The organism is Lactobacillus sp. W8174 (assembly GCF_016100975.1).
Classification (GTDB): Bacteria; Bacillota; Bacilli; order Lactobacillales; family Lactobacillaceae; genus Lactobacillus; species Lactobacillus juensis.
This window is the reverse complement of record NZ_JACFRN010000005.1, coordinates 35,086-56,124: the sequence shown is the minus strand read 5'-3', so window position 1 is coordinate 56,124 and position 21,039 is coordinate 35,086. Positions and strand designations below refer to the sequence as shown.

17 protein-coding genes are annotated in these 21,039 nt (G+C 37.4%); 16 read left to right on the top strand and 1 reads right to left on the bottom strand.

Annotated elements, in window-relative coordinates:
* Positions 1 to 167 precede the first annotated feature (167 nt).
* Positions 168 to 1,322 (top strand): glycosyltransferase family 4 protein, encoded by a 1,155-nt coding sequence (locus H3U49_RS07545; RefSeq protein ID WP_198180839.1) that lies wholly within the window; start codon positions 168 to 170, stop codon positions 1,320 to 1,322.
* Positions 1,323 to 1,455: 133 nt separating this feature from the next.
* Here H3U49_RS07545 and H3U49_RS07540 read toward each other — a convergent pair whose 3' ends face one another.
* Positions 1,456 to 2,118: a YigZ family protein gene (locus H3U49_RS07540; RefSeq protein ID WP_198180838.1), complete on the bottom strand. Its 663-nt coding sequence runs from the start codon at positions 2,116 to 2,118 to the stop codon at positions 1,456 to 1,458.
* Between the two features lie 42 nt (positions 2,119 to 2,160).
* Here H3U49_RS07540 and H3U49_RS07535 point away from each other — a divergent pair, with 42 nt between their 5' ends.
* The 15 genes from H3U49_RS07535 to rapZ all read left to right on the top strand — a co-directional run bounded on the left by H3U49_RS07535 (position 2,161) and on the right by rapZ (position 21,036).
* Positions 2,161 to 3,444 carry a helicase-related protein gene (locus tag H3U49_RS07535; RefSeq protein WP_198180837.1) on the top strand — a complete coding sequence of 428 codons (1,284 nt, stop codon included), beginning with the start codon at positions 2,161 to 2,163 and terminating at the stop codon, positions 3,442 to 3,444.
* Between the two features lie 266 nt (positions 3,445 to 3,710).
* Positions 3,711 to 4,130, top strand: coding sequence for a ComF family protein (locus H3U49_RS10040; RefSeq protein ID WP_370466773.1), 420 nt, complete (start codon positions 3,711 to 3,713; stop codon positions 4,128 to 4,130).
* 93 nt (positions 4,131 to 4,223) lie between these two features.
* The gene (gene hpf, locus H3U49_RS07525) at positions 4,224 to 4,772 is read left to right on the top strand and encodes a ribosome hibernation-promoting factor, HPF/YfiA family (protein WP_198180835.1); all 549 of its coding nucleotides are present in this window, start codon (positions 4,224 to 4,226) and stop codon (positions 4,770 to 4,772) included.
* Positions 4,773 to 4,902: 130 nt separating this feature from the next.
* On the top strand, positions 4,903 to 7,302 hold the full coding sequence (gene secA, locus H3U49_RS07520; protein WP_198180834.1) for a preprotein translocase subunit SecA: 2,400 nt from the start codon (positions 4,903 to 4,905) through the stop codon (positions 7,300 to 7,302).
* Positions 7,303 to 7,380: 78 nt separating this feature from the next.
* Positions 7,381 to 8,497 (top strand): peptide chain release factor 2 gene (gene prfB / locus H3U49_RS07515; protein ID WP_198180833.1). Its coding sequence is split into 2 segments (ribosomal slippage): positions 7,381 to 7,452 and positions 7,454 to 8,497, totalling 1,116 coding nucleotides; the frame shifts between segments, so codons are not numbered across the junction.
* Between the two features lie 8 nt (positions 8,498 to 8,505).
* Entirely contained in the window at positions 8,506 to 8,781 is a 276-nt protein-coding gene (locus H3U49_RS07510) for a hypothetical protein (RefSeq protein ID WP_109586077.1), read from the top strand.
* A gap of 17 nt (positions 8,782 to 8,798) precedes the next feature.
* The gene (gene hprK / locus H3U49_RS07505) at positions 8,799 to 9,761 is read left to right on the top strand and encodes an HPr(Ser) kinase/phosphatase (RefSeq protein ID WP_198180832.1); all 963 of its coding nucleotides are present in this window, start codon (positions 8,799 to 8,801) and stop codon (positions 9,759 to 9,761) included.
* The gene (gene lgt / locus H3U49_RS07500; RefSeq protein WP_198180831.1) at positions 9,758 to 10,594 is read left to right on the top strand and encodes a prolipoprotein diacylglyceryl transferase; all 837 of its coding nucleotides are present in this window, start codon (positions 9,758 to 9,760) and stop codon (positions 10,592 to 10,594) included. The genes hprK and lgt overlap by 4 nt, the downstream gene beginning before the upstream one ends.
* A gap of 30 nt (positions 10,595 to 10,624) precedes the next feature.
* Positions 10,625 to 11,644: an NAD(P)H-dependent glycerol-3-phosphate dehydrogenase gene (locus H3U49_RS07495; protein ID WP_198180830.1), complete on the top strand. Its 1,020-nt coding sequence runs from the start codon at positions 10,625 to 10,627 to the stop codon at positions 11,642 to 11,644.
* Between the two features lie 57 nt (positions 11,645 to 11,701).
* Complete coding sequence (gene trxB, locus H3U49_RS07490; protein WP_198180829.1) at positions 11,702 to 12,631, top strand: thioredoxin-disulfide reductase; 930 nt, start codon at positions 11,702 to 11,704, stop codon at positions 12,629 to 12,631.
* Positions 12,632 to 12,763: 132 nt separating this feature from the next.
* A complete protein-coding gene (locus tag H3U49_RS07485) occupies positions 12,764 to 14,488 on the top strand; it encodes a phospho-sugar mutase (protein ID WP_198180828.1) in 1,725 nt (574 codons plus the stop codon).
* 100 nt (positions 14,489 to 14,588) lie between these two features.
* Positions 14,589 to 16,631 carry an excinuclease ABC subunit UvrB gene (gene uvrB, locus H3U49_RS07480; protein WP_198180827.1) on the top strand — a complete coding sequence of 681 codons (2,043 nt, stop codon included), beginning with the start codon at positions 14,589 to 14,591 and terminating at the stop codon, positions 16,629 to 16,631.
* Positions 16,621 to 19,473 (top strand): excinuclease ABC subunit UvrA, encoded by a 2,853-nt coding sequence (gene uvrA / locus H3U49_RS07475; RefSeq protein ID WP_198180826.1) that lies wholly within the window; start codon positions 16,621 to 16,623, stop codon positions 19,471 to 19,473. Before uvrB ends, uvrA begins: the two co-directional genes overlap by 11 nt.
* A 50-nt stretch (positions 19,474 to 19,523) precedes the next feature.
* On the top strand, positions 19,524 to 20,066 hold the full coding sequence (locus tag H3U49_RS07470; protein WP_198180825.1) for an HdeD family acid-resistance protein: 543 nt from the start codon (positions 19,524 to 19,526) through the stop codon (positions 20,064 to 20,066).
* Positions 20,067 to 20,157: 91 nt separating this feature from the next.
* Positions 20,158 to 21,036, top strand: coding sequence for an RNase adapter RapZ (gene rapZ, locus H3U49_RS07465; RefSeq protein WP_198180824.1), 879 nt, complete (start codon positions 20,158 to 20,160; stop codon positions 21,034 to 21,036).
* Positions 21,037 to 21,039: the final 3 nt, after the last annotated feature.

Here is a 21,039-nt window from a genome sequence, read left to right as displayed (position 1 = left end):
TTTTTATATTTTGTTAATTAATCAGAACTGGATTCATTTGAACCTAGTTCTTTTTATATTATAAATAACAATTTTTTGTTAAAAAAACCAGTATTCAATTAACCTAATTTGTGCATTTTTATTCGAGCTTGTATAATTAAGACAACTATAAATGAAAGTAGCCGACTATGTTTAAAATTATTGTTGAATTATTCTTTTTAGTGATTATACAAGCTTCGATCACGCCTTTTATTAGGAGATTGGCTTTTGTATTAGGGGCAGTCGACATTCCAAATAAAAGAAGGGTAAATAAAAAACCAATGCCAACTTTAGGCGGATTGGGTATTTTTGTGACCTTCAATATTGGCGCTTTTGTTTTATTGCGTGAGCAATTTCCAACACATGAGGCTTTTAGCATACTTTTAGGATCCAGTGTGATTGTCTTAACCGGCATAATTGACGATATTATGGAGCTAAAGCCAAGGCAAAAAATGTTGGGTATATTTATTGGTGCTTTAGTAATTTATTTTCTTGCCGGCATCAGGATGAACGTCTTGAATTTGCCCTTTCTTAATAAACAAATACAATTAGGCTGGTGGAGCTTACCAATTACTATTTTTTGGATATTAGCCTTAACTAACGCAGTTGATTTAATTGATGGTCTTGATGGCCTGGCCGATGGGGTTTCAATGATTTCACTTATTACCATGGGGATCGTTGGTTATTTCTTCCTGCATACCGGTCAATTATACATACCTATTGGCTGTTTTATGCTTGCAGCATGTCTATTGGGATTTTTGCCCTATAACTTTCATCCTGCAAAAATATTTTTGGGTGATACAGGGGCGTTATACATTGGCTTTATGATTGCGGTGTTTTCACTTAAAGGTTTAAAAAATGTAACTTTTATTTCTCTGTTAGTACCGGTCACTATTTTAGGCGTTCCCATTACAGATACAATTTATGCCATGATTCGGCGCAAATTAAATAACCGTCCCGTTTCGCAAGCCGATAAGCACCATTTGCATCATCAACTAATGAAAATGGGTTTGACCCACAGACAAACTGTTTTAACCATTTATGCTTTATCGCTTATTTTTTCATTCATTTCTCTCTTGTTTTTGTTGTCACCAATGTGGGGAATGTGGGTTTTAATTGCTGGTCTGGCAGTTGCCTTAGAGTTTTTTGTGGAATCTATTGGTCTTTTAGGAGAAAAATATAAACCGCTGATGAATTTGACCCAAAAACTGATTAATTCTCGCAGTAAAAAAGATCCTACGGTGGAAGTTTGGCACCTCGGGCAAGACAAGCCTGAACAATTAAAGAAGAAAAAGAAAGATTAAACTTGGCAGATACTGACAAGAGATTTTAGTTTAAAAGTTAATTTGACTATTGCCAAAATTAGCAAGAAAAAAGAAGACAACTTCTTTAAATGTGGATTGTCTTCTTCTTTTATATAGTTATTGAATTACGCTTTTATTGATCATGATAATTGTGCTGAGTAATGGGAACCTCATTATATCTTTTAGGCAGAAAAATAAACTGTATTTTTCCGGACAAAATATTAGTGAGATCATTTTCCAATTCCTTTAATTTGCCTTCATCAATGTAAATTGAAATTGTCACGCTGACGCCATAATCAATATTGTCAATAAAGATTTTTTGTTGATTAAGATAGTGTTGGATTTCATCAAATTTTTTATAATCGACTTGAAATTTAACCCCCTGTTGCTGAACTCGTTTAACTACGCCTATGGCTTCCACTGCCTTAGTCACACTATTAGAATATGCACGTATCAAACCTCCAGCCCCTAATTTTATTCCGCCAAAATAGCGCGTAACTACTGCAGTGACATTTTTAAGTTTCATTAACTGCAAGGCTTTTAGTTCTGGAACTCCGGCCGTACCAGAAGGTTCGCCGTTGTCGCTGGCTTTAACATGCTCATCGTTGAGACCAATAGTATAAGCAAACGTATTATGAGTGGCATCACGGTATTTGTCAGACACAGCGGCAATTGCCTTTTCAGCTTCTTCAATAGTTGGGGTCCGTATTAAAGTCGTAATAAAACGACTTTTTTTAATCGTTAATTTGTGATTGCCATTTTCTTTAATGGTCAAATAATTTTCTTTTTCATTCAAAAAAATCAGCCCTTTTTTGCGTATGTATTATTGGAGGACAAAATGGAAGATATTTCAAATCTTGCAGGCCGCCAATGGCTTAGTAGTCAAATGGATTTTAGCACAAAGGCTGGCTTAACCAAAATCGAGGCAATTAAAAATGGTCGCTGCTTACGCTGCAATGCCAGGGTTTATGCCAAACTGCCAAGTGGCAAAAAATATTGCAGAGCATGCATTGGTCTGGGAAGAATTGTGGAGGGTGATTATTTAATTCGCAATGAACAAAAAATAAATTTCTCGATAAAAGCAAATGGTGGATTAACGTGGAAGGGTGAACTAACCTCACTACAAGCTGAGATTGCACATAAATTAACTGAAAATTATGTATATGGTCGAGATTCATTAGTCCATGCGGTAACCGGTGCAGGTAAAACAGAAATGTTATTCCCGTTAATAGCACACTGTTTGGCAAAAGGAAAAAGATGTTGTATAGCCACGCCTAGAATTGATGTTGTAAACGAGTTATACCCGCGTTTTCAAAAAGCTTTTAGTGAGATTAAAATCGGTAAATATCATGGGCGTGAGTATCAAGAGCCTGGACTGGAACAATTAACCATTTGTACAACACACCAATTATTAAAATTTTTCCATGCTTTTGATCTGCTTGTTATCGATGAAGCTGATTCCTTTCCCTATGTCCATAATTCGGAATTACATTTTGCAGCGAAAAATGCAGTTAATGATAGCGGTCAACGCGTTTACTTAACTGCAACGCCTACTAAAGATTTATTGGTATCTGTAGAAAAAGGTAAATTACGAAAATTAAAGTTGAAAAGAAGATTCCATGGAAATCTTTTACCTGTACCAAAAGAAAAATTGTTTCTTCGTCCTTTTCTGCGCCAAAACAAGATCAATGTTAGGCTCATTAAAGAAATTATAAAAGTTATAGCAGCAGGCCATCCATTACTGCTTTTTGTACCTCGTGTTGATCAAATAAACTTTTATATTGATGCCCTGAAAAAAGAGCCAAAATTTAGTCAAATTAAGATTTCTGGAGTTCATGCAAATGATATTAATAGAATTAATAAAGTTGAAAAGTTTCGAGCAGGAGAAATTCAGCTGTTAGTGACGACTACAATATTGGAACGAGGGGTTACTTTTAATCATGTCTGGGTAATTGTTGTTCAAGCAGATGATAAAATTTATTCTGCTTCGAGCTTAGTACAAATAGCTGGTAGAGTGGGTCGAGCTAAAACAGATCCCAGTGGTTTAGTTTTATTTTGTTATCATAAATATACTAAAAGTATTCGTGATGCTATGAAACAAATTCGTGAGATGAATAAATGAAAAAATGCTTACTGTGTGGTCAGTTTTTTGTTGCTAAAGTGTCATTTATCCAATTATTCTCTTGGAACAAACAGGAAACTAAATGCATCTGTTCTAATTGCCAAAATAAATATATGCGGATTCCTGATAAACACTGTCCAATTTGTTTTGGCAAATTGAGCCAAGATAAAATTTGTTCAGATTGCATTAATTGGCAGAAAATCTATGGCCCAAAATTATTGAAAAACCATTCCGTATATTTATATAATAGGGCTTTTCATGACCTAATGGTTAATTATAAGCGGTATGGCGATTATGCTTTGCACAGAGTATTATATGATTTATGTCAGGAAGATTTGGCTAAGTTTAAAGCTGATCTCTATATTCCTGTGCCCACTTCTCCAGAGCATCTTGAACAAAGGCAATTTGATACTGTCAGCTCAATATATGGTAATCTTGTTTCATTAACCCATGTATTGGAGAAGAAGGCAGGACTTGGTGCACAAGGAGAAAAAAACCGCGCGGAAAGGTTAAGTAGTGAGCAAAGCTTTTTTGTTAAGAAAAACTTTACGATTAGCTTTCAGAAATGCAAGATACTTTTATTAGATGATATTTATACTACGGGCAGAACGCTTTATCATGCACGGGATGCACTGGCAGAAGTTTTTCCTAATGCAAAAATTAGTAGTTTTACCTTATGCAGATAAAACTAAATTGTTCAGCGCTTTCATGTTTTGCTATAATTTTGCTATAATATAGGTAACATAAGACTGCAAAAGCAGTTGAAAGGAGAATCTCATATGTTAAAGTATAATGTCCGTGGTGAAAATATTGAGGTAACTGATGCTTTAAGAAGTTACGTTGAAAAGCGCCTGAAAAAATTGGAGAAGTATTTCGATTTGAATCAAGATATGATTGCCCATGTTAATTTAAAGGTGTATCGTGATCACAAGGCTAAAGTTGAGGTAACTATACCACTACCATACTTAGTATTGAGAGCTGAAGAAACTACTGACGACATGTACCGCAGTATTGATTTTGTTTCTGAAAAACTTGAAAGACAGATTAGAAAATATAAGACCCGTGTGAATCGTAAGAGTCGTGAAAAAGGCATTAATGACTTCTTTGTTGAGAGTGCTGAAGAAGAGACCAAAGGCAAAGAGAGTAACGAATTTTCTATTGTGCGCAATAAGCAAATTGGCTTAAAACCCATGAGTCCTGAAGAAGCTATTTTGCAAATGAATATGCTTGAGCATGACTTCTTTGTTTTTCAAGACGGTGAAACTAACGGCACAAGTGTTGTCTATCGCAGAAATGATGGCCGTTATGGTTTGATTGAAACAAAATAAAAATAGTATTATCAAGCAAGGGCCCCACATTTAGTGTGAGGTTTTTGTTTTGTTTATTTTTCATTTGGCGTCAATCATGGTAAAATTATCATGTGTTTTTATACTTTAACTACATATAAGGATCGATTAAATGGTAAACATTTTAAAGAAACTATACAATAACGATAAAAGAGAACTGAAAAAGTTTGAAAAAATTGCTAGTAAAGTTGAAAGTCATGCAGAAGAGTATGGTCAACTTGCTGATGAAGAATTGCAGGCAAAAACGCCTGAATTCCGTGACCGGCTAAAAAATGGTGAAAGCTTAGATTCACTTTTGCCAGAAGCTTTTGCAGTTGCTCGTGAAGGAGCTAAAAGAGTTTTAGGCCTTTATCCATTTCATGTGCAGGTTCTAGGTGGAATTGCCCTGCATTATGGTAACATCGCTGAGATGATGACCGGTGAAGGTAAGACCTTGACTGCGACCATGCCAGTATATTTGAACGCATTAACTGGAAAAGGTGTTCATGTTGTTACTGTCAACGAATACTTGTCCAGTCGTGATGCAGAAGAAATGGGTCAGCTTTACAAATGGCTCGGTTTAACTGTTGGTCTTAATTTGAACGCAATGTCTCCAGATGAAAAACGAGAAGCATATAGATGTGACGTTACTTATTCGACTAACGGTGAACTTGGTTTTGACTATTTGCGTGATAACATGGTTGTTTACAAAGAACAAATGGTTCAGCGTGAACTTAACTATGCTATTATCGATGAGGTAGACTCAATTTTAATCGATGAAGCCAGAACGCCATTGATTATTTCTGGCGAAGCCGAACAAGCTAATGGTGACTATATTCGTGCAGACCGTTTTGTCAAAACTCTTCAAGAGGATAAGAGTGATGATGATGCAGACGATGACAAAGACTATGGTGATTATAAGATTGACTGGCCTACTAAGACTATTTCGTTAACCAGAACAGGTATTCAAAAAGCCTGTGATCATTTTGGACTTAAAAATTTATACGATGTTGAGAATCAAAAATTGGTGCACCATATTGATCAGGCCCTGAAAGCAAATTATATTATGCTTAAAGATATTGATTACGTTGTTCAAGATGGCGAAGTTTTAATAGTTGACTCGTTTACTGGTCGTGTAATGCAGGGACGGCGCTATTCTGATGGTTTACACCAAGCTATTGAGGCAAAAGAAGGCGTTAAGATTCAAGAAGAGTCCAAGACGCAGGCTACAATTACCTACCAGAACTTCTTTAGAATGTACAAAAAACTTGCGGGGATGACTGGTACTGCTAAAACTGAAGAAGAAGAGTTCCGTGAAATTTACAATATGCAGGTCATTACGATTCCGACTAACCGTCCTTTGATCAGGAAGGATAATCCGGATATTCTTTATCCTACTTTGTCATCCAAGTTTGCGGCAGTTGTCAATGAAATAAAAGAGCGTCATGCAAAAGGACAGCCAGTTTTAGTCGGTACTGTTGCAGTCGAAAGCTCTGAAAGATTGAGTAAATTACTTGATAAAGAAGGAATTCCTCACGCAGTTTTGAATGCTAAAAACCACGCTAAGGAAGCGCAAATCATCATGAATGCTGGTCAGCGTGGAGCAGTCACTATTGCTACTAACATGGCTGGTCGTGGTACCGATATTAAATTAGGGCCGGGCGTTAAAGAGTTAGGCGGACTATCAGTTATTGGTACTGAACGTCATGAATCACGTAGAATTGATAATCAACTCCGTGGACGTTCGGGTCGTCAAGGTGACCCCGGTGTTACACGCTTTTATCTCTCACTTGAAGATGACTTGATGAAACGTTTTGGTGGCGACAGAGTCAAAGACTTCCTTGACCGCTTATCAGATAATGATGATGATAAAGTGATTGAAAGTCGTTTGATCACCAGACAGGTTGAATCAGCACAAAAACGAGTTGAAGGTAATAACTACGATACTCGTAAGCAAACTTTGCAATATGATGATGTTATGCGTATTCAACGTGAAATTATTTATGGTGAACGGATGCAAGTTATCGGTGAAGAAAATTCACTTAAGGATGTTTTAATCCCGATGATTCGGCGCACCATTAACAGTCAAGTAGACATGTTTACACAGGGTGATCGCAGCAAGTGGCGGCTTGATTCACTGCGTGACTTTATTTCTTCCAGCTTAACCAATGAAGAAGAAACAGATGCCATTGATTTCAAAACAATTACTGTATCTGACTTAAAGCAAAAATTATATGATCTTGTTGAAGCCAATTACGAAGAAAAAGAAGAGATTTTAGCTGATCCTTCAGAAATGCTTGAATTTGAAAAAGTTGTTATATTGCGAGTAGTTGATGATCGCTGGACTGATCATATAGATGCAATGGACCAATTACGGCAATCAATTAGTCTGCGCGGCTACGGTCAACTTAATCCGTTAGTTGAATATCAGGATTCTGGTTACAACATGTTTGAAGAAATGATTTCAAATATTGAGTTTGACGTAACTCGTTTATTTATGAAAGCTGAAATTAGACAAAATCTTAGTCGTTAATAGTTAAGATGAAGAGAAAGCAGCTGCTTTCTCTTTTTTACTGAAATTTTATTAAAATAAAGGAGCTATTGCTAAAAGATGGAAATAAGTGAAATTCAAAATGAATTAGATAGTTTAAATAAGCGGTTAGACCACTTTAGGGGGTCTCTTTGACTTAGATTCAATAACTGAAAATATTATTGTTAATGAGAATAAGATGCAGGATCCCTCTTTTTGGGATGATCAAGAAAAAGCCCAAAGCTTGATCAGTGAAACAAATTTATTAAAAGAGAAACGCAATTCTTTTAACAAATTAAAGTCTGATTATGAAAATGAAATAACTGCAGTAGAGTTGCTGAGAGAAGAACCAGATAATGACTTACAAAAGGAAGTTGAAGCAGATTTACAACAGCTGCAGACTGAATTTCATGATTACGAATTAGATTTGCTCTTATCTGGTAAATATGATAGTCATAATGCGCTGATTGAAATTCATCCAGGAGCAGGTGGTACCGAGGCTATGGACTGGGGACAAATGCTCTTGCGGATGTATCAGCGTTATGCTGATATTAGAAATTTCAAGTTTGAAATTAATAACTATGAACCTGGAGAAGAAGCTGGTCTTAAAAGCGTCAGTGCTAAAATTACTGGCAAAAATGCTTATGGCCTAATGAAGTCGGAAAATGGCGTTCACCGGTTAGTCAGAATTTCACCCTTTGATTCAGCTAAAAGAAGGCATACGTCTTTTGCCTCCGTGGAAATTATTCCAGAAATTGATGATAGTATTAAAGTTGATATTAATCCCAAGGACCTTCGAATTGATGTCTACCGCTCAAGTGGTGCAGGAGGACAACATATTAATAAAACTTCAAGTGCTGTTAGAATCACTCATTTACCCACAGGAATTGTAACAACATCTCAGGCACAACGTTCTCAACTGCAAAATAGGGAAACTGCAATGAATGAATTACGGGCAAAATTATTTCATTTAGAAGAAGAGAAAAAGCGTCAGCATAAGCAGGAACTTAAAGGTGACCAAAAAGAAATTGGCTGGGGTTCTCAAATTCGGTCTTATGTTTTTCATCCTTATAATTTGGTTAAAGATTTGCGCACAGGCTATGAAACTTCTGATACAAATGGTGTAATGGATGGTAAGTTGCAACCATTCGTTTATGCGTATTTGCAGTGGCTTTTAAGTCAGGAAAATCCGGAGTAGGTGATTAGATGAGTTTTTGGGGAATTATTGGTTTAGTTTTACTTGCTGTAGTCATTTTGAGTATTATTTACGCCATGTTTCATGTCTTTATTTTGTTATTGCCCGCAGCTTTAGTTATTATTGGCATTATATGGCTGATTAATCATTTTACTAAAAATGATGAAAATAAGAGCGGAAATTCTGGTCCTGGTCCTTATAACTGGGGAAACTGGAACCAAAATAATGAAGCCAGACCAAAGCGTAAAAAAGTACGTGATGCTAAAACTAAAGATGTCGACAAGTAATAAAGGGGCATTTTAAAATGACAAATGCGGTCAAATTAAAAAATTTAATTCGAGATAATAAAATTGTCCACGTTGTGCAAGGTAAGCAATACATCAAGGATAAAGAGATTGTAGTATCTGATATTTACAGACCAGGATTGGAATTGACAGGGTACTTTGATTTTTATCCGCGTCAGCGTATTCAGTTATTGGGTCGAACAGAAATTTCTTATGCTGCCAGGTTAGATCACGATAGCTTGGTCGATGTTTTTACTAAGCTTTGCACACCTGATACGCCGTGCTTTTTTGTGTCACGTTCTCTGCGTGTACCGCCTGAATTAGTTAAAGCTGCTGATGATGCCCAAATCCCAATCCTTTCTTCACCTGAATCAACCACTTATGTTTCGAGCATATTAACGGAATATTTGCGAGAACGTCTGGCCGTTCGCGATACTATTCATGGTGTTCTGATTGAAGTCAAGGGTATGGGTGTCCTTTTAACTGGTGATTCCGGTGTTGGGAAATCTGAAACTGCCTTGGGTTTGATTCATCGTGGTCATCGTTTAATTGCCGATGATCGGGTCGATGTCTATCAAAAAGATGTTGAAACGGTGATGGGCGAAGCACCGGCCATTTTGAAGCATTTAATGGAAATTCGCGGCATTGGCATAATTGATGTCATGGATTTGTTTGGTGTTGGTGCCGTCAAAAACCGTGAAAGTATTCAACTGGTAATCAAGCTAGTTAATTGGGATAATAAGGCAAATTACGATCGTTTAGGCTTTGAAGAGAGCAAACGTGATATTTGCAATGTTGAAGTGCCACAAATTACTATTCCAGTTAAAGTAGGCCGCAACATGGAAGACATTATTGAAATTGCCACAATGAATTTCCGTGCCAAAAGAAGTGGTTATAACGCCACGAAAACTTTTGATAATAACTTAACGAAGTTAATTAAGAAAAACTCTAAAGAGGATTCAGCAAAGGATAAGAATAAATGACATTGACCATTAATCCTGTAGCATTTAAATTAGGAAACTTAAGTGTCAAATGGTATGGCGTTATCATGGCGGTGGCGATTATTTTAGCCGTATCAATGGCAATTATTGAGGGACGCAAGCGACAAATTGAAAGTGACGACTTCATGGATTTGCTATTATGGGCTGTTCCAATCGGATATATTGGCGCACGTATTTATTATGTTATCTTTGAGTGGGATTATTACTCACAGCATCTCGATCAGATAATTGCTATTTGGAATGGCGGTATCGCTATCTATGGTGGTTTGTTGGCCGGTTTGGCGGTTCTTTTGGTATTTTGTTATAAAAGAATGCTACCCCCATTTTTGATGTTGGATGTTATTACCCCAGGTGTAATGGCGGCTCAGATATTGGGACGCTGGGGGAATTTTATTAACCAGGAAGCCCATGGTGAACAAACAACCTTAGCGTTTTTACAAAGCTTGCATTTGCCTAATTTTATCATTAGCCAAATGAAAATTGGTGGCATCTACTACCAACCTACTTTCTTGTACGAATCTTTTTTTAATTTGATTGGTTTGTTAATAATATTGTTTTTGAGACATAAAAAGCATTTATTCAAACAGGGTGAAATATTCATGCTTTATTTGGCGTGGTATGCTGTGGTGCGCTTTTTTGTGGAAGGGATGCGGACTGACAGCCTTTATTTAATGGGTTCGATACGCGTTTCACAAATGCTTAGTTTAATACTATTTGCTGTGGTCGTAGGGTTATTTATTTATCGCAGAAAAGTAGTTAAACCGAAATGGTATCTTGACGGCAGCGGCTTGAAGTATCCTTATAGTCGAGACTAAATAATTGTTTTAAGTGAAAGAGAGTTAGAAATGACAAAAATTGCAGTTTTAGGAGCAGGTTCATGGGGCACGGTTCTGGGATCGATGCTTGCTGATAAAGGTTATGAAATCGTATTGTATGGTAATAACGCAAAAGTTAATAACGAAGTTAATCAGCATCATACTAATGAACATTACATGAAGAATTGGCAGGTAAATGAGACAGTTACCGCAACGGGTGATTTAAATCAAGCACTAAAAGGTGTAGAAATCGTTCTATTTGTTCTGCCTACTCAGGCTATTCGCAGTGTTGCCCAAAATGTAAGTAAAGTATTACAAAAGACTAATGCTAAGCCACTCATAGTCACAGCTACTAAGGGTATTGAACCGGGATCCAAAAAGCTCATTTCTGAAATTTTGACAGAAGAAATTTATCCTGATGATGAAGACAAAATTGTAGCAATTTCAGGACCGAGTCATGCAGAAAGTGTAGCTCAAAAAGATTTAACTGCAATTTCATGTGCTTCAACAAGCAGGGAAAATGCCCAAAAAGTCCAGCAGTTATTCTCAAATGATTATTTCCGCCTTTATACCAACAGCGACTTGATTGGTGTTGAAGTCGCGGGAGCAGTTAAAAATGTTATTGCCATTGCTGCGGGTATTTTAGTAGGAAAACACTACGGTGATGATGCTAAGGCGGCTTTAATGACGCGTGGTTTAGCTGAAATTACGCGCTTAGGAGTCAATTACTTTGGTGCTGACCCGATGACTTTTAGTGGTCTTTCCGGAATTGGTGATCTGATTGTTACTTGTACATCTGTTAATTCGCGTAATTGGCGCTGTGGTAAGCAACTAGGTGAAGGTAAAAGTCTTGACTACATATTGCAGAATATGGGTCAAGTTGTAGAGGGTGCTACAACGGTAAAAGCTGTGCATGAATTATGTCAAGAAAAACAAATAGATATGCCAATCAGTGAAGCAATTTACCGAGTTTTATACCAAAATTCCAATGTTGATGATGAAATTACCAGGATGATGGGCAGGAGTCCTAAACAAGAAATTAGACTTTAGCAGGCAATTCGTTGTAACATTACTTACGAAAAATAAGAAAGTACTGGGGGTAAAACTATGACGGAAAAATATGATGTGATCATTATAGGAGCAGGACCAGGCGGATTAACTGCTGCTCTTTATGCTTCTCGTGCAAATTTATCAGTTCTAATGCTTGATCGCGGTTTGTATGGCGGGCAAATGAATAATACCGATGCGATTGATAATTATCCTGGTTTCAGTGAAATAAAAGGACCTGAACTAGGTGAAAAAATGTATAATTCAATCATGAAATTTGGTACAAAATTTGAGTATGGCGATGTTCAAACAGTAACTATAGATGGTGACCAAAAAATAGTAAAAACAGATGCTGGTGAATATAGTGCCCCTGCATTAATAATTGCTACAGGAGCTGATCATCGTCATTTAGGAGTACCAGGTGAAGACGAATATTCCGGTAAAGGTGTTTCTTATTGTGCAGTTTGCGATGCAGCCTTTTTTAAGGATGAAGACATTGCTGTTATAGGTGGTGGCGATTCCGCTATTGAAGAAGGAATTTATTTGGCACAAAGTGCTAAATCAGTCACGGTTATTCATCGTCGTGATCAATTAAGGGCTCAGCCGACTTTACAAAAACGTGCTTTCGCAAATTCTAAAATGCACTTTATTTGGAATGGCTTGACCGAGTCTATTGATGGCGATGGTGAAAAAGTTACTGGGGTGACATACAAAGATAAAGAAACAGGAGAGGAAAAGCATTTGCAAACTCGCGGTGTCTTTATCTATGTTGGGGTTATTCCTCAAACAGCACCATTTAAAGACTTAGGCATAACTGACGAAAAGGGCTGGATCACAACTGATGAACATATGAGAACTAAAGTTGCTGGCATCTTTGCTTTAGGTGATGTACGTGCTAAAGATTTGCGTCAGATTGCTAATGCAGTTGGTGATGGCAGCATTGCTGGTCAAGAAGCTTATAATTATCTCCAAGACTTAAATGATCGTTAAATATAAAGATTAAAAAAAGAATTCATCTTAATTGAATTCTTTTTTTATTTTTACGGATGATAATAATGATAAATGCTAGAATAGAATCTATGAAACCGAATTTATTGCTAGAAAAAGGGGTACCTTATCTAAATGAAAGCTGAAAAAACATTTCAAGAATGGCAAAATGCACACAACATGCCTGATTACTTGCAAGAACAGTTAACAAAGCTTAGTCAAGATCCTAAATGGATTGCGGATGCATTTGGCCAAGACATCAACTTTGGAACCGCTGGAATGCGGGGCAGACTTGAGCCAGGGACTAATCGTATTAATTTATACACTATAGGTCGAGTGACGGAAGGTTTGGCCCGTCTGATTGATGAAAAAGGTGAAAAAGCTCAAAAAAGGGGCGTGGTGATCTCTTTTGATTCTCGCTATCACTCTCGCGAGTTTGCGGAGCATGCAGCTCAAATTTTAGGAGCTCATAATATTCGTGTTTATCTTTTTGATGATCTAAGACCAACTCCTGAGCTTTCATTTGCAGTAAGATATTTACATTCGTATGCAGGAATTAATATCACTGCTTCTCACAATGCCAAGCAATATAATGGTTACAAGGTTTATGGTGCTGATGGTGCCCAAATGGGGCCTGAAGATGCAAATCGTGTTTTTGATTATTCTCAAAAAGTAACACATATTTTTAACGTTGAAGCAGCTCCAATAGTACAGCTGCGTGCACAAAAGACCTTGCAGCTGATTGGTGAAGACATTGATGAAGCTTATTTAGCAGAACTGAAAACAGTAAATGTTAATACTGAACTTATAAAGCAAAATGCCGACAGGCTAACAATTATTTACACTCCTTTGCATGGCACAGGCAAAATACTTTATGAACGGGCTTTTAGGCAAAATGGTTTTACCAATGTAATACCTGTCCCTAGTCAGGCAATTATCGACCCGGAATTTCCCACTACTAAAAAACCAAATCCAGAATACCGTGATGTTTTTGATCCAGGGATTAAGCTGGCAAATGAAAAAAATGCTGATTTAATCATTGCCACTGACCCTGATGCAGATCGTATGGGTGCTTGTGTGCGAACAAAAGATGGTAGCTTTCAAGTTTTAACAGGTAATCAAATTGCCACGCTAATGATTTACTATTTATTGGTTAATTTGAAAAATAATGGTCAACTCAGAAGTGATTATGAATTAATTACTTCAATTGTTTCCAGTAGTATGCCACTTAAAATTGCGGATGACTTTGGTATCAAGACAAAATCTGTTTTGACAGGTTTTAAATTTATTGGCGAAGAAATTGACCGCATGAATAAAATGCATGATGGCAAATTTTTAATGGGCTTTGAAGAAAGTTATGGTTACCTTTTTAAACCATTTGCTAGAGATAAGGATGCTATGCAAGGTGCGTTAATGTTTGCTGAAGTAGCCTCTTATTATGCCTCAAGGAATATGACAGTCTTAGATGGTTTGAGTGAAATCTGGCAAAAATATGGCACATCGTATGAAATTACCAAAGCTATAGAAATGCCAGGAATTGGCGGACAAAAGAAAATGGCCGAATTGATGGCAAAATTGCGTTCTGAAAACTTACAAAAAATAAATGGAATCCCGGTCGTTAAAATTCAAGACTTTTTAAAGCAACAGGAATCTAATGAAGATGGCACTAAACCAATGAGAGACTTACCTAAATCAAATGTATTAAAATACTTTTTGGCCGATGAAACTTGGCTGGCTTTGCGGCCCTCAGGTACAGAACCAGTAATTAAAGCTTATGTTGGAGTAAATAAACCAGATATTGAGACTGCACATGAAGCTGCTGAAAGTTATCAAAAAGCATTGGCAAAACTGTTAAAATAAAACAAAAAGGATGCGAAAATACGTTCGAGAGTGTAAAATATAATAAGTCAAAATGAAAGTTGGGCTGTTTTGTCCAACTTTTTCTACGAGAGGTTTTTCGATGATTAAACGACAAGAAGAACGTAAATTTGATCTGGTTTCAAAATTTAATCCAGCAGGTGATCAGCAACAAGCTATCGACAAATTAGCTGCCGGTTTTAAAAAAGGCTATAAGGAACAGATTTTAGAAGGTGCTACTGGTACAGGTAAAACTTTCACAATGGCCAATATTATTGCAAAATTAAATAAACCCACTTTAGTTATTTCTCATAATAAGACTTTAGTTGGTCAGCTTTACGGAGAATTTAAAGAGTTTTTCCCTCACAATGCCGTTGACTATTTCGTCTCCTACTATGATTATTATCAACCTGAAGCTTACGTGCCGCAATCAGACACTTATATTGAAAAGGACTCGGCAATTAATGATGAAATTGACCAGTTGCGTCACCAAGCTACCAGTGACTTAATGGAACGTAACGATGTCATTGTCGTTGCTTCAGTTTCGTGCATCTATGGCTTAGGTGATCCTAAAGAATATGCTGCGAGCGTGATTACAGTTCATGAGGGCGAAGAATATCACAGGAATACTTTGCTGCGTGATTTGGTCAATATCCAATATGACCGTAATGATATTGACTTTCAACGTGGCCGTTTTCGCGTTCGCGGAGATGTTGTAGAAGTTTTTCCTGCGGGCAATTCTAACCACGCTTACCGGATCGAATTTTTCGGTGATGAAATTGACAGAATAGTAGAAGTTGATGCCTTAACAGGTGAAGTAGTTGGTGAAAGAGAGAGTATTTCACTTTTCCCAGCAACGCACTTTATGACCAATGAAGAACAGATGAGACGTGCTCTTAAGGCAATTTCACAAGAAATGAATATTCAAGTGAAAAAGTTTGAGGGCGAAGGCAAGTTGTTGGAAGCTGAACGGATTAAGCAGCGCACTACCTTTGATATGGAAATGATGGGCGAAGTCGGCTATACCAACGGTATTGAAAACTATTCTCGTCATATGGAAGGCCGTAAAGAAGGAGAACCACCTTATACCTTACTTGACTTTTTCCCCGATGACTTCTTGATTTTAATTGATGAATCCCACGCCACCATGCCGGAAATTAGAGCAATGTATAATGGCGACCGCAATCGTAAAAAGACTTTGATTGATTATGGCTTTCGTTTACCGTCTGCTCTTGACAACAGACCTCTAAAACTGGCTGAATTTGAAAAGCATGTTAACCAAATATTATATGTTTCAGCCACTCCGGGCGACTATGAATTAGAGCGGACTGATCACAAAGTTGAACAAATTATCAGGCCGACTGGACTACTTGATCCTAAAATTGAGGTTAAACCAGTTGAAGGACAGATCGATGATTTGGTTGCTGAAATTAACAAACGCATTGACAAGAACGAACGTGTTTTTGTTACGACATTAACGAAAAAAATGGCTGAGGATCTGACAGATTATTTGAAGGATCTAGGCATTAAAGTACAGTATCTGCATTCAGATGTTAAAACTTTGGAACGGATGCAAATTTTACGTGATTTGCGGACAGGCAAGTATGATGTCCTAATTGGTATTAACTTATTGCGTGAAGGTATTGATGTGCCGGAAGTATCGCTGGTTGCAATCCTTGACGCGGATAAAGAGGGATTCTTGCGTTCATACAGACCTCTCGTTCAGACAATGGGTCGTGCTTCTAGAAATTCTGATGGTGCAGTAATAATGTATGCTGATACGATTACTGATTCAATGCGACAAGCCATTGAAGCAACGCAGAGAAGACGTAAATTACAGATTAAGTTTAATGAAGAACACGGCATGAAACCGAAAACCATTGTTAAGCCTATTAGAGATGTGATTTCTGCCACAAAAGTTGCTGATGAAGACGCTCAAACTGACAGTTTTGCCGATTTGAATTTTGACGAATTAACAGTAAAACAAAAGAGAACCATGATTAAAGACTTGCGTAAGCAAATGCAAGAAGCTGCTAAGAAGCTTGACTTCGAAGGTGCTGCGACCTTGCGGGATGCTATCATGGAATTGGAAAGTTCAACTAGAAGTCCAATTAAGAAAAAAGGAAAAGCTTTAAATGGTAAATGATAAAATTGTTATTCGGGGTGCACGTGAACATAATTTAAAAGACATTAATCTGTCAATTCCTAAGGATAAATTAGTTGTTATTACCGGCCTATCGGGTTCTGGAAAAAGTTCTTTGGCTTTTGATACTTTGTATGCTGAAGGGCGCAGAAGATATGTCCAATCACTATCAAGTTATGCCCGCCAATTTTTAGGACAAATGGATAAGCCTGATGTTGATTCAATTGATGGCTTAAATCCTGCAATTTCGATTGATCAAAAAACGACATCACATAATCCTAGATCAACTGTGGGCACAGTTACTGAGATAAATGATTATCTCAGATTATTGTGGGCTCGAGTTGGGCACCCAGTCTGTCCTAACGATGGTACTTTGATTGAAAGACAGTCGGTTGAACAAATGGTTAATCGCATTTTGGCTTTGCCTGAGCGTAGTCGCATTCAAATTTTAGCACCGGTAATTAGAGCTAAAAGAGGAGCACATAAAGAAGTCTTTAAACGTGTCCAAAGGGCTGGTTATGTGCGCGTCATCGTTGATGGCGATATGCATGAGATTGGTGAAAAATTTGCTTTAGAAAAAAATAAGCGCCATTCAATTGATATTGTGGTTGACCGTTTGATTGTTAAAGAAGGTATTCGCTCACGCCTTTTTGATTCAGTAGAAGCTGCCTTGCGCTTATCAGATGGTTATATGAATGTTGATGTTATCGGTGGTGATATGATCAACTTTTCAGAATATTATGCCTGTCCTAAATGCGGTTTTACTGTAGGAGAGATGGAACCACGGCTTTTCTCTTTCAATGCACCGTTTGGCGCTTGTCCAGACTGTGATGGCTTAGGCGTTAAGTTATCAGTTGATGAAGATTTGGTTGTTCCAGATAAAAACAAAACTTTGGCTGAAGGTGCAGTCGCACCATGGAAGAATTCGAAGTATTATGGGGAAATGCTTGAACAAGCTTGTGCGGCATTGAAAATTCCTCTAAATAAACCTTTTGGTAAGCTAACCAAAAAGCAAAAAGAGACGATTTTGCATGGCTCGGCCAAGAAAATCAAATTTCATGTCACTGGTGATTTTGGTGTCAATGATACTACAGCACCTTTTGAGGGTGCTATGGAAAACGTCGAAAGGCGCTATTATCATCCGATGTCTAAGTTCATGCGTGATGTTATGGGCAAATACATGACTGAACTTACTTGCTCAACCTGCCATGGCAAAAGGTTAAATCGTAAAGCATTAGCTGTTAAAGTTAATGGGAAGGATATTGCTGAAGCATCAGAATTGGCAATCAGTCATGCTCTCGAATTTTTCAATAATATTAAACTTGATGAGCAAGAATCTGTCATTGCCAAGCCAATATTAAAGGAGGTCCGTGACAGACTCACTTTCTTAAATAGTGTAGGCCTGGATTATCTAACCTTGTCACGTTCTGCTAATACTTTATCTGGCGGCGAAGCTCAGAGAATTAGGCTTGCGACTCAAATTGGTTCTAATCTTTCAGGAGTAATGTATGTTCTAGATGAGCCATCAATTGGTTTGCATCAACGTGATAATGACAGGTTAATTGCTGCATTGAAGCGCATGCGTGATTTGGGTAACTCACTTATTGTTGTCGAACATGATGACGAAACTATGAGGCAAGCAGACTATTTGATTGACATGGGACCAGGCGCTGGTACTTACGGCGGTGAAGTCATGGCTGCTGGTACCCCGGAAGAGGTTGAACAGAATGACAAGTCTCTGACCGGGCAGTATATGGTTGGCAAAAAGTTTGTCCCAGTTCCTTTAAAAAGACGTAAAGGTAATGGCAAAAAAATTACTGTTACGGGTGCAGCGGAAAATAATCTTAAAAATCTGAAGGTAGAATTTCCATTAGGCAAATTAATTGTGGTTACCGGAGTTTCTGGATCCGGCAAGTCAACTTTAGTTAATATGATTTTAAAGCGGGCTCTAGCGCAAAAATTAAATCGTAACCAAACAAAGCCTGGCAAATACAAATCCATTAGTGGCTATCAAAATATTGAAAAGATCATTGATATTGATCAAAGTCCAATTGGTCGGACTCCTCGTAGTAATCCTGCTACTTATACCAGTGTTTTTGATGACATTAGAGCTTTATTTGCCCAGACAAATGAAGCCAAACTTAGGGGTTATACTAAGGCACGTTTTTCATTTAATGTTAAAGGCGGTCGTTGTGAAGCCTGTCATGGTGATGGCATTATCAAGATTGAAATGAACTTCCTACCAGACGTTTATGTTCCTTGTGAAGTATGTCATGGCAGTCGTTATAATTCTGAAACTTTAGAGGTTACCTACCGCAAGAAAAATATCGCACAAGTGCTGGATATGACTATCAGCGAAGCCTGCAACTTTTTTAAAAATATCCCTAAAATTGCCCGCAAATTGCAAACGATTGTAGATGTTGGCCTAGGCTATGTCAAATTAGGGCAGTCTGCGACTACTCTTTCTGGTGGGGAAGCTCAAAGAATGAAGCTGGCCGCTGAACTGCAAAAGTTATCCACGGGAAAGAATTTCTATATTCTCGATGAACCAACAACTGGACTTCATACTGATGACATCAAGCGACTGCTAGAAGTCTTGCAAAGATTGGTTGATCAAGGAAATACCGTTTTGATAATTGAACATAATCTTGATGTGATAAAAAATGCTGACTGGCTAATTGACCTTGGCCCTGAAGGAGGAGAAGGTGGTGGCAAAATAGTTGCTACGGGAACGCCGGAACAGGTGGCACAAGTTAAGGAAAGTTATACTGGTCAGTACTTAAAACCTGTGCTTAAGCGTGACACGGCATTAACTGAAAAGGCTAGTAAAAAAGCAAGTAAATAGTATTAATTTATTGCGATAAAGTGTACAATAAAGCGCAAGGAGGAATAGAAATGGATAATTTTTCTAGTTACAGAGAAAATCGCGGGTTTAATTGGGCAGCATTTATCTCTGGTATTTTAATGGTAATTGCCGGATTGTTCTTGTTGCGTCATCCTGGTAAAGCACTCCATGCCTTTGTATTGCTTTTTGCTATTGTGTCAATTGTTCAGGGATTCGTGTGGCTGGTATTCTACAGTCGTTTTCGGTATTTTATCCCTTCCAGTTGGTTGTCGATTGTTTCAGGGGTGCTTGATATTATTGTCGGAATTTTATTTCTCTATTCCTACGATGCCGCTGGCTTAACAATCGCTTATTTGTTTGCCTTTTGGTTCTTATTTGATTCAATTACCGGGATCATTTTTTCTTGGAGTATGAGAAAGATTTCTACCTTTTTCTTTTGGCTCAATTTAATATTAAATATCTTGGGATTACTGATAGCAATTAGTTTGATGTTTAACCCTGCTTTGTCAGCTTTAACATTAATTTGGCTAGTTTCCTTCTGGTTGCTAATCTTTGGTATTAATCAGATAATTGCAGCATTTGTCAACAGATAAATTTGAAAAGTTCATTTGAACTTTTTTTTTGCCAAAAAAAGTAATGAAACACCTGGTATGTTATAATTTTAGTAATAGGAGGTCAGCAAAAATGGCTAAGCATAAAAAGCAGCTACTGATTGTTACAGGCATGAGTGGTGCAGGGAAAACCGTGGCTTCTCATGCTTTAGAGGATATGGGCTATTTTGTGGTTGATAATTTACCTCCATCGCTTTTATCTAGTTTTTGGGACTTAATTGTTAACTCGGATGATTTTACTAAAGTAGCAGTGGTAATTGATTTGCGTGTTAAACGATTTTATAAAGATCTTGATAATGAAATTAATTCCCTGGAAGACAATGGTACTGTCCAAACTAGAATTATATTTCTAGATGCGGCAGATAATACTTTAGTAGCACGTTATAAAGAAACAAGACGTGTTCCGCCATTGGCCAATAATGGTCGCTTACTTGATGGTATTCAGGAAGAAAGACGAATTTTAACTGGTATTAAGAGTCGGGCAAATGACATAATTGATACTTCTAATTTAAGTCCCAAAGAATTAAAACAAGAATTGGCAAATAGGTTTAGTAAACAGCATAAACAACCCTTTTCAATTGAAGTATTATCTTTTGGTTTTAAATATGGTATGCCGATTGACGCTGATATTGTAATGGATGTTAGATTTTTGCCTAATCCGTTTTATATACCGGAATTGCGCCCTTTTACTGGTCTTGATAAGAGAGTTTTTAATTATGTGATGGAGAAAAAGGAAACGCGCAGCTTTTATCAAAAATTTTTGGACTTATTAAAAGATGCTTTACCAGGCTATATCAAAGAGGGTAAAAGCAAGTTGACTATTGCTATCGGTTGTACAGGTGGACAGCACCGCAGTGTAGCAATTGCAAAGCAATTAGCCAAAGATTTGGCTGAAGATTACACGGTTGACCTAACCCATCGTGAAATTAGTCGTTACACTAGAAATAGGTGATTA

Excerpts from the sequence above, each read along its gene's own strand:
- H3U49_RS07545 (WP_198180839.1), top strand. The coding sequence starts at position 168 with ATGTTTAAAATTATTGTTGAATTATTCTTTTTAGTGATTATACAAGCT.
- H3U49_RS07535 (WP_198180837.1), top strand. The coding sequence starts at position 2,161 with ATGGAAGATATTTCAAATCTTGCAGGCCGCCAATGGCTTAGTAGTCAA.
- H3U49_RS10040 (WP_370466773.1), top strand. The coding sequence starts at position 3,711 with ATGGTTAATTATAAGCGGTATGGCGATTATGCTTTGCACAGAGTATTA.
- hpf (WP_198180835.1), top strand. The coding sequence starts at position 4,224 with ATGTTAAAGTATAATGTCCGTGGTGAAAATATTGAGGTAACTGATGCT.
- secA (WP_198180834.1), top strand. The coding sequence starts at position 4,903 with ATGGTAAACATTTTAAAGAAACTATACAATAACGATAAAAGAGAACTG.
- H3U49_RS07510 (WP_109586077.1), top strand. The coding sequence starts at position 8,506 with ATGAGTTTTTGGGGAATTATTGGTTTAGTTTTACTTGCTGTAGTCATT.
- hprK (WP_198180832.1), top strand. The coding sequence starts at position 8,799 with ATGACAAATGCGGTCAAATTAAAAAATTTAATTCGAGATAATAAAATT.
- lgt (WP_198180831.1), top strand. The coding sequence starts at position 9,758 with ATGACATTGACCATTAATCCTGTAGCATTTAAATTAGGAAACTTAAGT.
- H3U49_RS07495 (WP_198180830.1), top strand. The coding sequence starts at position 10,625 with ATGACAAAAATTGCAGTTTTAGGAGCAGGTTCATGGGGCACGGTTCTG.
- trxB (WP_198180829.1), top strand. The coding sequence starts at position 11,702 with ATGACGGAAAAATATGATGTGATCATTATAGGAGCAGGACCAGGCGGA.
- H3U49_RS07485 (WP_198180828.1), top strand. The coding sequence starts at position 12,764 with ATGAAAGCTGAAAAAACATTTCAAGAATGGCAAAATGCACACAACATG.
- uvrB (WP_198180827.1), top strand. The coding sequence starts at position 14,589 with ATGATTAAACGACAAGAAGAACGTAAATTTGATCTGGTTTCAAAATTT.
- uvrA (WP_198180826.1), top strand. The coding sequence starts at position 16,621 with ATGGTAAATGATAAAATTGTTATTCGGGGTGCACGTGAACATAATTTA.
- H3U49_RS07470 (WP_198180825.1), top strand. The coding sequence starts at position 19,524 with ATGGATAATTTTTCTAGTTACAGAGAAAATCGCGGGTTTAATTGGGCA.
- rapZ (WP_198180824.1), top strand. The coding sequence starts at position 20,158 with ATGGCTAAGCATAAAAAGCAGCTACTGATTGTTACAGGCATGAGTGGT.